Genomic DNA, 12157 nt, shown 5'->3' on the forward strand with positions numbered 1-12157 from the left:
TTTTCAACATCCTTGCCAATAGCATCGTTTTATTTGACATCAGACAGATTTCACTAAGATGAAGGTCGTATCGATTATCGGCAACTTATCTCGTCACTTGAGTAAATTTCAATAATTTCAATAGTTACTGACTAGTCTGAAGCCTGCTGTAGTTCTCGGCTGGTAATCTTTACCGATTATCAATAGAGGGTCAAATGCTTCTGGCTTAGTATTGGGATAAATTACGCTGGAAAAGTGCTAAATTACTACGTTTTTGACATATACCAGTACTTAATTGGTAGCCATTGTCTATGGTGTAATATAGTGTAATATCCAATTATTCAGTAGTTTGTAATAATAAACCAGTTTTTCGGTCGCTAATGGTGTATCAAAGATGGAACGTCGTACTTTTCTAAAAACAAGCTCATACTTATGTGCGGGTGGCGTATTGCCTGTCGCTGCACTTGCTGCGGATAGCACTTCATTTACATTTTCAGAGCAGGATACGCAACGCGTGAGTAGTGAACTGCTGGACACGTTAGCGATTGAAGCGCCGAAAGTCTCAATAGAAGCACCAACCGGTGATGTTGTGCAAATCACCTTAAATCCTGCGGTGGCGAGACGCTATAACTCACAAATCTTTGTGTACTATGAAACGAGCAGTGAGATAAACGTATTCGATTTGTCTGGTAACCCTAGCGGAACGATTAAATTGCCGCAAGGATTTAGCAGCCTTAATGATTTTGCCATTGAGCCAAATCAGCAATTGCTCTACCTCATCGAAAGAGGCCAACACGCTATCACTGTGGCAAACTTTTATGGTGAAAAACTCACTGAGATCAGCGAGTTTGGCACTGAAATTGACGCCCAATTAAACGGACCTAAGAAAATTACTTTGGATACTCATGGCCATATCCATGTTCTTGAAATGGGTACGGCTAGCATAAAAGTATTCAGTAATAATGGCGCATTTTTGTACTCGTATGGCCGCGCACGGTTGGGCAAAAAGCCGCTTTACAGATCACTGGATGGTACTCAACATATCCTGGTTTCAGGTGGCAAACTGAACGACCGTAAGTGGGTTTTTAATATTGACACTCGCAAATTCTCGGCACTCAACTAGACTAAACAGTGAACGCTGACAGGCGTTACAGATGACATCTAAATATGTCAGATAACGCCTTGTAATCACGGAAATATTATACTTAGGTAGCGCCCTATGGAAAAACATCAGAAACATAATGTGTCAGTGACAGATTATGCTGATCCAAAAATTGATCAACTCTTAAAACATACCGTCCGCAATCAACTTGAATCCTTACTCAAGGCTAAACTCACCACCGCACAAAGACAACAGGCGCTTACTCAGAGCTTTGTGGATGCGATGTCACTCATTTTTAGCACCACGCAAGCGACTCACGCGCAACTTACAGCAGCTTTCGAAGCCATGTACGAGCAAGCCTTGCAGTCAATGTCGATGGCTGAACTCAGTGAAGAGCTATTGACACGTCAGTATATTGCTCCGACGGGCCTGATCATGTCTCCTTACAATAGCCGCCATACAATTAAAGACATTTACCGCATCCAGGGCTATGCAAAAGGCATTGATAAAGCAATACGGGGCATGCTGTCTCACAAGGACTCTGTCACTATTTTGTATCCGGCCTGTGGCCCATTCGCACCTTTGATACTGCCTTTGCTCAGTTACTATAAAAATCAGAACGAGTTTAACCATGAGCAAATTAAGGTGCTATTTGTAGATACCCATCCAGGTGCCATCGTAACGTTAAAACAGCTGATTGATGACTTACAATTAGGTGAGTTTGTCGCAGACATCATTGAAAAAGATGCCACAGTATATGAGCCAGAACAGGCTGTTGACTTGCTGGTGCTAGAAGCCATGCAACACGGATTTACCCGCGAGGGGCAGCTGGCTATTGCAAAACACTTAGTTAAATTCCTGACACTCGATGGCTGGATGATCCCGCGCTCTGTATCGATTAAAGGCATGATGATCCACGGCGAAACTGAATATAATCAGCAATGGAAAGATGCCGAATATTGTCACTCTGATCACTTACGTGACAGTGCTTTAAACGAGCGGGTTGAACTGGGCGAGCTGATGCGTATTGATAAGTCTGCGCTGCTAGAGATGACAGAGATAGAGCTTGATGATGACATTCGGGTCGTTGCCGCGAATACAATCAAGATACCAACCGGCGTTGAGGATATGTCGACTCGTATTTTGGCTATTTATGCCCAAATCAACACGTTTGGTGAAGAAGGGCTGGATCAATACGACTCAGGCATTACGCACCCTAAACCTGACATGAACTTCTATATTGATGCCCGGCCCCGAGAGCTTGAACACACGCATTTTGTCGCCAATAGCGGCGATACAGTGCAATTTTACTATCAGCTGAGCGGTATGCCCGGGTTTGTCCCGGTAAAAGCATAGGAGATGGCCATGGAAGTTAAATATGCTTTATTCAGCGGTAGCTGCTTATGCCTGACTGCCGTACAGTACCTACTGCAAAGGGGTCAGCTTAGTTGTGTGGTGTTGATAGAAGCCGAACCCAATCCGGATCTCGTTCAGTTACAGCGCTTTTTGCACCACCACCAAATTCCTATGCTGCAGTATAAAACAGCATCGGACGACGCCTTGATTGCCGATCTCGACAGACTGGGTGCAAACAGTGGTATAGCCTATTTGTTCAAACATAAGCTGCGCGCCAAGCTGATAGACTTTTTTGCCGGTGATGTACTTAATATCCACCCCAGTGCATTGCCTGATTATCGTGGCCCAATGCCCGTGTTCTGGCAGCTTAAAAATGGCGCAGACACCGTGAGACTGACTTTGCACAAGGTCGCTGAGCAGCTTGATACTGGCGACATTGCTACGCACATTGATTTACCCGTGCACCCTTTTGATACTTCACAGTGCTTTCATCAGAAGATAGCCCAGGCAGTACCTGCTTTGCTTGAGCAGTTTGCTCAGCAGCAGGCCGCAGGGACTTTGAACTGGCAAGCGCAAAGTGAGCATATCGACATTGATGGCGAGCAGTGTGAACCTCGCTACGCAGCCCATGTCCAGGTGGAAGATTTATTAATTGACTGGCGACATCATACTAGCACTGAGATTGTCAATTTGGCGCGCGCAGCCAATGCGGAACTGGGTGGTGCCCGGTTTAAATTTCGTGAAGGCATGCTGCAGCTTATGCAAGCCAGCAGTATGGAGTGTAAGCTGGCAGGCATCAAGCCTGGCACGATTTTGGAGCTCGACAGAATCAAAGGGTTGTTAGTTAAAACGGTTGATGGTGCTATTCGCCTGGATACGATTTTAACCGAGCAAGGTATTTTTGATGGTTATCGATTTGCCGTGCTGTTTGGGCTCGAACCTGGTTTAGAAGTGGCTGCCTCATCTGAGGGCAGAATGTAGGGTTCTAAAATTAGTTGTTTTGATTGAGGTATATCAATTGCAAACCTATACCTTTGTACTAACTTTTACAATGGTAGCTTAGTTGAGAAGGACTTGTGAGTGGCCCAGCCGATGTACTTATTATCCTGCATTTCTAACTATGCTCTGAACTTTAACTCAGAAGCGAGATAGATATGAATATAAAGATCAATCTGACCAACCGATATGGTTATGATCTTACGCTGTTTCCTTATAACGGAGGCGATTTACCAAGCGGTGAAGGACAGCGTATTGCGAAAGTTGAAGGCACTGGCGAGATAGTTGTCGCGCAGGGCGAGAGCAGTATTTTGGAAGTACCCGGAATGGGCAGCTTGTTGGTCCAGTTTTTGGGAGACCAGAAGCTCGTTGACTGCCACGAAAGATTCTGCGATAGCCCCAGCGAATTTGACGGTTACCCGTTAATGGCACTATTACGTTATAAAACCACAGAATTATACTGGCGTTTTTCAGACAGCGATGATCCGGCTGAGCTCAATGTCAGTATTAATGATATAGGGACAGTCTGCCTTGACAAGGTCTTGAGCGGAGAAGCGCGCAGGGTGCAATTGCCTGAGTTTTTCATCCCACCCGTTTTTACGCCACATTTACCAGAAGGAAACCCTGATTGATAGCTGAGCAGTGATAGCTCTACAACACATATATGCCTTTCAGGCAAAGCAGTAAATAAAGTAGTAGGTGCGAACTCGTCGCAACAAGTCGATAAATCACTGAGTGAATTTAGTGGTACTGAGCGTTTATCGTTAAAGGGTATGTTTACGAATTAGAGAGGAATTCATATGTCTACTGACCCGTATATTGGCTCAATGGGTACCTTCGGCGGTGCTTTTACAATCAGAAATTTTGCAATGTGTTTAGGCCAGACTATGGCTATTTCACAAAATCAGGCGCTATTTGCGTTACTCGGGACCATTTATGGCGGTGATGCGCGTACCACTTACGCGTTGCCAGATCTACGTGGTCGCAGTCCGGTAGGTCAGGGTGTGCGCCCTGGTGGTATGGATTACCGTCAAGGTGAAAGACAAGGTACTGAGCTGGTAGGTATTGAGATCATTCATATGCCTGCGCACTCTCATACCGCGATTTTCACGCCGCTTGGTGGCACAAATCCGGTAAGTGGCACGCTACAGGTCGCAACCAATGGAGCAAATACCAAAACCCCGGATACTAGCTCTTATATAGCAGCAAACAATAGTGACGGCTTCTTCAAACCAGGCTTTGAGTCAGCGAATCTGACGACTATTGAGGGGCTAACGGTATCTGGTGGTGGTTCAGCGGGCGGCACTGTCACTGTCACTAACACAGGTGGCTCTGCACCTTTGAATATATTAAACCCGGTATTACCGGTTAACTGGCTGATTGCAACGGACGGGGTGTTCCCTCCTCGTAACTAATCAGTACTGGATATGGGCTGACCATGCACTGGGTTGGCCCGCTTTAGCAATGGATTGTCATCAAATTGCGTTGAAATTGAAGTAAATATTAAACCAATAAATTGTCACTGGACCTGGTAAATTAACGGAGTAGTTAAATGAGATTAAGTAAAGTTGCCACCGCTGTCACATCGGCTGGTATATCAGCAGCGTTGTTTTCCGGCAATATCTGGGCAGGCCAAAAGATATTGGATTATTCCTCCGGCACAGGTACGCCAACGGATGTGAGAGATGGCGCAAGTGGCGTACCGGATATTTCTCTCGATTCGGCCGGCGATGTTACTTTTATTCTGGATGGTGGCGAAAGCGGAGACAGTTATACAGCAGAGAGCTTTGCTGTTGCTTTTAGCTCGTTTTATGCAGCAAATTTTATTGGTAACTCCGGAGCCAGCGCGACTGACAAGGCCTATAAACTCCTGGAGAATGCAGGCACACATTTTAGTTTTGATGGCATTACCTTTGTCCGCGCAACTGCCACTGATGCAGAACACAGGGTTCGATTTACCGGCTTTAAAGACGGTGGTCAAACAGTCACGGTTGACTTAACGCCACCGGTGGGGCCCGGAGTGGGCACGACTTTTAGCTTTACGCGTAGTAGTGATTTCAACAACGCGCTCTGGCAAGACATTGACACCTTAATCATTTCATTCCCGGATACAGATCCCGCCAGTGCTTACGACTCACGCTTCGCAATCCGCAACATCACAATAGATGATGCACCAGCGTCTGATTCAACGGCGCCTCAGTTTGAAGGTGGTACCTCGACACCGAATGATAACGCTACCAATGTTTCTGTAAGTAATAACATCATCATAGACTTTGACGAAGATATCGCGCTGAGCAGTGGGAATATCACCATCCGCAATGTCACCGACAGCAGTGACTTTGAGGTATTTGATGTTGCAAGCGAAAGCGATGGTACAACGACTTCGCCGGGGGCTGGCCGGGTGAGTATTACCAGCGACAAAGTCTACCTGAACCCAACCAGTGATTTAACCGGTAACCGGACATACGCTATTCGCATTGATTCAGGCGCGGTAACAGATACATCCAGCAACGCCTTCACGGGGATCAGTGACGATACCACCTTTAATTTTACTACCGCCAATACCACGCCAGTTGTTGACCTGGATACGGGGAGTGGCAGTAGTGACAGTAGCGCCAGTTTTTCTGAGGGTAGCGGTGCGGTTAACATTGCCAGCAGCGCCTCTGCAACGGATGCAGACAGTGACAACATAACAACCATAACAATTTCATTGACCAATGATCAGGATGGTGCATCCGAAGGCCTGAATGTGACGGCTGCTGCACAAAATGCTTTGACTGGCATATCGGGTGCATCTGATATTACCTTGCAGGACACTATTTCTATTACGGGTGCAACGGCGACGCCAGCTGAAGTCACCACCTTCCTGCAGGCAATCACCTATAACAATACTTCGAGTACGCCAAACGAGACGGCACGTACCGTGACTGTGGTGATTAACGATGGTTCTGCGAGCAGTACAACGCGTACGGCCACCGTGAGTGTCACGGATGTCACGGCTGCCAGCTCGACAGCTGCGGGCTTTAATACCAGCAATGGCACAAATCTGAGCCCGGCTATTACGTTTGCGGGAGGGGACGAAACCCTGACAATCGCCAATGCCAGCCATACCACTGGCTCTACGGCAAGCGGCGGGACAGGTACAGATATCCTCTCAGTGCCTACCAGCACTAACCTTGCCAATTTAACGTCTCTGAGTGGCTTTGAGACGCTCACACCGGATAGTGGGGCGTCCATTACGTTGACCGAATCTCAGCATGAGTCATTTACCACCATAAATGGAGCGGGGACCAACCAATTTACACTCAGCAGTGCTGATGGTGATGGTGCTATTTCCGGTGATGCCGACATCGAAACGTATGTGCTGGGTGCCGGGTTTACCTTTACATTGGGTGGTGCTTCACAAAATGTGACGGGCAGCAGCTCGGCTGACACAGTTGTAACAGGCTCTGTAACAGCAACAGGCACATTGTCTGGCAGCGGCGGTACCGACGTATTGCAACTGGGTAATGGGGCCAGTATTGCCGGTGCGACAGTGAGCGGTTTTGAAACTCTAACTGTCGATGCGAATGCCTCTGTGACAATGACTGAGGCACAACATGATGCCTTTAGCACGGTTAACGGCAGTGCGACGGAAAGTATAACTATTTCTGCAGCAACCGACGGTTTAACAGCTGCAAGCGCCATCGAAACCTATGTTTTAGGCGCGGCAAACAGCATTACGCTTAGCTCAGCTGGTCAAAACGTCACGGGAAGCAGTGGTAACGATACCATAGATATAGCTGCATTGAGCGCGACGGGCACTTTGAATGCGGCTGGTGGTACAGATACTTTATCAATGAGTTCGGGTGCCAGTATTGCTGGTGCGACAGTGTCTAACTTTGAAAACCTGACGCTGGCCAGTGGGGCAAGTGTGACAATGACGGCCTCTCAGCCTGCATTGTTTGGTGGCACAATCACGGCTGCTGGCAGCGAAACCATTAACATTTCAGGTGATGGTAACTTTACCACGCTGTCTAATGTGGAGAGCTTCTCCGTTGGAGATTCGTCGACTAACAGCAGAACAGTCACCGTTGCCGCTGCTGGTACATCAGTAACGGCTTCGTCATCTACAGACGCGGTTACTTTTGATGTCGGCACCTTGAGTTTCACAGGCACACTTACAGGTGATGGCACGACCGCAGATACTTTGTCTATGTCTACAGGGGCAAATATCTCCGGCGGTACGCTAGCCAACATAGTTAATTTGACCTTGGCCAGTGGTGCATCCGTCACTATGACTCCGGCGCAAAATGCTGCATTTACCGGTACTGTCACAGCGGCAGGTTCAGAGACCATAACCATCAGTGGTGATGGAGATTTTACAACTCTGACAGGTATAGAGACCTACTCAGTTAACGACGACAGCACCAACACACGGACGATTACCGTCACCAATGCGTCGGCTACCATAGATGCAACCGTGTCAAACGATGCCATCACATTCGATATAGCCGGTAGTGCGTTCAATGGCTCATTGGTAGGCGACCCGACTACCGGTGACACAGTGAGTGTCTCAGATGGTGCCGATGTCAGTAGTGGTGGCTTTACAAACATTGGCACTTTGTCACTGGCCAGCGGCGCAACTGTCGCGATTGACGCGGCAAACGTAGCAAATAACTTCACTACAGCGATCACCGGTGCTGCGGGCTCTGAAACGCTCAAACTGATGGATGGCGGCACGTTTAACTTTACCAATACCAGTGTTTCCGAAATCGAAAACCTGGCAATTGGTACCAATAACATCTTTACCATTACGCTGACAGATAACTTTGATTCCAATGGTAATTCGGTCACTATCTCAAATGCCGCGGGCTTTGCGCTTGCTGGTGGAATTACGCTGAATGCAAGCGCGCTTAGCGGTGATACCATTAATATGACTGCCACTGACTTTGACGGTAACGACACCATCACAGGTGGTAGCGGCACTGATACTATCCGCCCGGGTGGCGGTACCGACTCAATGACAGGTAACGCAGGCAACGATAATTTTGTTGGTGACGCATCTGATCTCAATGGGGATACCATCACCGATTTGAGTGTAGGTGACATCATTACCATTAATAGTGTTACTGGCCTGACAACCAGTAATGTGCGTTTTAACGGTACCAGTACGCTGCAGGTAGATACCAATGCGACTGACTTTAGCTCCATTGAAGTGGCAATTAGTTTGTCAAATGCGCCTGCTAATTCACTTGATTTTACCGTGGCGGACAATGGTGCAAATACCGACATCACCTTTATTACGCCGAATGATGTACCGGCCTTTAGCAACCTCAATGGTGGCCAGACATTTGTTGAGAATGGCTCGGCCATTGTCATTGATTCAGATGTTTTGATTGCAGACACTGAGCTGGATGCGCTCGACAGCGGTGCAGGTAACTACAATAATGCAACGCTAACCATTGCCCGCAACGGCGGTGCCAATGCTCAGGATGTGTTTGGTAACAATGGTTTGCTGGGAACCCTTACCGAAAGCAGCACTTTTACTTATAATTCAACGACGGTTGGTACAGTAACAACCAACTCTTCGGGCACTTTGGTACTGACGTTTAACACCAGCGCGACATCTGCAATCGTTGATTCGGTGCTGCAAAATATTACTTATCAGAACAGCTCAGAAGCGCCACCGGCATCTGTAACGCTCGATTACACCTTTAACGATGGGACAGCAAACAGCACAGGCACTAATCAGGCATCTGTTACCATTACTGCGCAAAATGATGATCCAACAGATATTAGCCTCGATACGACGTCGATCAATCAGTCAGCGACTGGCGCGGGTGCCAATATAGGCACTTTGAGTACCACAGATCCCGACACCAGCGATAGCCACACCTATTCTATTGTCAGCAGTGGCGCCAGTGCCAATGGCACTTGTAGTGCAGACACCAACAACGGTAGTTTCCAGATCAATGGGTCGAACCTCGAAACACAAGCCGCGTTATCTGCCGGAAGCTATGTCGTTTGTATACAAACCAGTGATTCGACAACCACATTCCAAGAAGCGTTCACGATCACTGTGAATGATGATGTTGCACCTAATGCACCGTCTACTCCAGATCTTGACGCCAGCTCTGATACTGGTACCTCAGATAGTGATAACAACACCAACGACACAACCCCAACCTTCAGTGGTACTGCGGAAAGTGGCTCGACAGTGAGGTTGTATAGCGATCAAGAGGGCGGAGGTACAACGGTTATTGGTACCGGCACAGCAACCGGTGGCAACTGGCAGATTACTACCAGTGCACTGACCGCCGGAGTAACGCACGGCATCACAGCCAAAGCAACCGATGCGAGCAGTAATGAGAGTGCGGCATCCAGTAGCTTAAGTGTCACGATAGACACAACCGCGCCTTCAGCGCCAGGCACTCCTGATCTGGATGCAAGCAGCGATACTGGTACATCTAATACGGACAATATCACCAACGATACAACTGCTACGTTTACTGGTTCGGGCCCCAATGGCGGTGCCATTACGTTGATTTCAAGCATTGATGGTACTGTGGGTACTGGCACCGCTACTTTAGGTACATGGACGATTACGACCTCTGCTTTGACAGCTGGCACACACACGATGACAGCTCGAACGACTGACACAGCGGGTAATACTGCTGATGGCTCAGGTCTGTCTGTAACAGTAGACACCAGCGTGGCTGCGGTCAGCATTACTACGCCTATTGAAGTGGATGGTATCGTTAACGCCGCAGAAGATAACGATGTATTAATTGCCGGCTCCGGTGCTGAGTCGGGCAACAGTGTGACCGTTACCATCACAGACAACAACAGTTCAGTGAGCCGCACGGTGACCGCTGACGGGTCTGGGAACTGGACGCTGAGCGGCAGTGAGCTAGACGTCAGTAGTCTGAATAATGGCACGCTCACGGTCTCGGCGACTCAAACTGATACGGCAGGCAACACCTCTAGTGCAGCAACGCAAAGCATTACACTCGACAATGCCGCGCCGTCAGCGGTGACCATCACCACCCCGATTGAGACGGACGGGATTGTCAATGCGGCCGAAGATAACGATGTGCTGATCGCGGGCTCAGGTGCGGAGTCGGGTAACAGTGTGACCGTGACCATCACCGACAACAATTCATCAGTCAGCCGTACCGTGACCGCCGACAGCTCAGGCAACTGGACGCTGAGCGGTAGTGAACTGGATGTCAGCGGGCTGAACAATGGCACGCTTACCGTGTCGGCGACCCAAGCGGATACCGCAGGCAATACTTCCACCGCTGCGACGCAAACCATTACGCTCGACAATGCGGCGCCGTCTGCGGTGACCATCACCACGCCGATTGAAACCGATGGCATCGTCAATGCCGCAGAAGATAACGATGTCTTAATTGCCGGCTCCGGTGCCGAGTCAGGCAACAGTGTGACCGTGACCATCACCGACAACAACTCATCAGTCAGCCGTACTGTGACCGCCGACAGCTCAGGTAACTGGACGCTGAGCGGCAGTGAGCTGGATGTCAGCGGCCTGAACAATGGCACGCTCACCGTATCGGCGACGCAAGCGGATACGGCAGGCAATACCTCCACCGCAGCCACGCAAACCATTACGCTCGACAATGCAGCGCCTTCGGCGCTGACCATCACCACGCCGATTGAGACGGATGGCATTGTCAATGCGGCCGAAGACAACGATGTGCTGATTGCGGGGTCGGGTGCGGAAGCAGGCAACAGTGTCACGGTAACCATCACCGACAACAATTCCTCAGTGAGTCGTACGGTAACGGCGGATAACTCAGGTAACTGGACACTGAGTGGCAGTGAACTGGATGTCAGTGGCCTGAATAATGGCACGCTCACCGTGTCGGCCACGCAAGCGGATACGGCAGGCAATACCTCCACCGCTGCGACTCAGACGATCACCCTGGATAACGCGGCACCTTCGGCGCTGACCATCACCACGCCGATTGAGACGGACGGGATTGTCAATGCGGCCGAAGACAATGATGTGCTGATTGCGGGTTCCGGCGCGGAAGCGGGTAACAGTGTGACCGTGACCATCACCGACAACAACAGCTCAGTGAGTCGCACGGTAACGGCGGATAACTCAGGTAACTGGACGCTGAGCGGCAGTGAGCTGGATGTCAGCGGCCTGAACAATGGCACACTGACGGTGTCGGCGACTCAAGCGGATACGGCGGGTAACACCTCCACCGCAGCCACGCAAACCGTTACCCTGGATAATGCGGCGCCTTCGGCGGTGACCATCACCACACCAATTGAAACTGACGGCATTGTCAATGCGGCAGAAGATAACGACGTGCTGATCGCCGGTTCCGGTGCAGAGTCGGGCAACAGCGTGACGGTGACCATCACGGATAACAACAGCTCGGTGAGCCGTACAGTGACCGCCGACAGCTCAGGTAACTGGACGCTGAGCGGCAGTGAGCTGGATGTCAGCGGCCTGAACAATGGCACGCTCACCGTGTCGGCGACGCAAGCGGATACGGCAGGTAATACCTCCACCGCTGCGACGCAAACCATTACCCTGGATAACGCGGCACCGTCAGCAGTGACCATTACCACGCCGATTGAGACGGATGGCATTGTCAATGCGGCGGAAGACAACGATGTGCTGATTGCGGGGTCGGGAGCGGAAGCGGGCAACAGTGTGACCGTGACCATCACCGATAACAACAGCTCAGTGAGTCGTACGGTAAC

Annotated in this window: 6 protein-coding genes; all 6 read left to right on the forward strand. The window is 49.5% G+C overall.

Translation table 11 applies throughout. From position 1 onward, the window contains the following. Positions 1-373: 373 nt before the first annotated feature. Positions 374-1102, forward strand: coding sequence for a hypothetical protein (locus CWB99_RS11865; RefSeq protein WP_138549561.1), 729 nt, complete (start codon positions 374-376; stop codon positions 1100-1102). A gap of 96 nt (positions 1103-1198) precedes the next feature. Next, positions 1199-2437, forward strand: coding sequence for a hypothetical protein (locus CWB99_RS11870; protein WP_138549560.1), 1239 nt, complete (start codon positions 1199-1201; stop codon positions 2435-2437). A 9-nt stretch (positions 2438-2446) separates the two neighbouring features. After that, on the forward strand, positions 2447-3418 hold the full coding sequence (locus CWB99_RS11875; RefSeq protein ID WP_171045325.1) for a methionyl-tRNA formyltransferase: 972 nt from the start codon (positions 2447-2449) through the stop codon (positions 3416-3418). Between the two features lie 173 nt (positions 3419-3591). Then, complete coding sequence (locus tag CWB99_RS11880; RefSeq protein WP_138549558.1) at positions 3592-4065, forward strand: hypothetical protein; 474 nt, start codon at positions 3592-3594, stop codon at positions 4063-4065. A 168-nt stretch (positions 4066-4233) separates the two neighbouring features. Next, the gene (locus CWB99_RS11885; protein WP_138549557.1) at positions 4234-4848 is read left to right on the forward strand and encodes a phage tail protein; all 615 of its coding nucleotides are present in this window, start codon (positions 4234-4236) and stop codon (positions 4846-4848) included. 137 nt (positions 4849-4985) lie between these two features. Next, the coding region (locus CWB99_RS11890) for an Ig-like domain-containing protein (RefSeq protein ID WP_171045326.1) at positions 4986-12157 on the forward strand (7172 nt) is incomplete at its 3' end.

It is taken from the genome of Pseudoalteromonas rubra, assembly GCF_005887095.1.
In the GTDB taxonomy this organism is placed as follows: Bacteria; Pseudomonadota; Gammaproteobacteria; order Enterobacterales; family Alteromonadaceae; genus Pseudoalteromonas; species Pseudoalteromonas rubra_E.

Coding starts and splice junctions, on each gene's coding strand:
- CWB99_RS11865 (WP_138549561.1), top strand. CDS start 374: ATGGAACGTCGTACTTTTCTAAAAACAAGCTCATACTTATGTGCGGGT.
- CWB99_RS11870 (WP_138549560.1), top strand. CDS start 1,199: ATGGAAAAACATCAGAAACATAATGTGTCAGTGACAGATTATGCTGAT.
- CWB99_RS11875 (WP_171045325.1), top strand. CDS start 2,447: ATGGAAGTTAAATATGCTTTATTCAGCGGTAGCTGCTTATGCCTGACT.
- CWB99_RS11880 (WP_138549558.1), top strand. CDS start 3,592: ATGAATATAAAGATCAATCTGACCAACCGATATGGTTATGATCTTACG.
- CWB99_RS11885 (WP_138549557.1), top strand. CDS start 4,234: ATGTCTACTGACCCGTATATTGGCTCAATGGGTACCTTCGGCGGTGCT.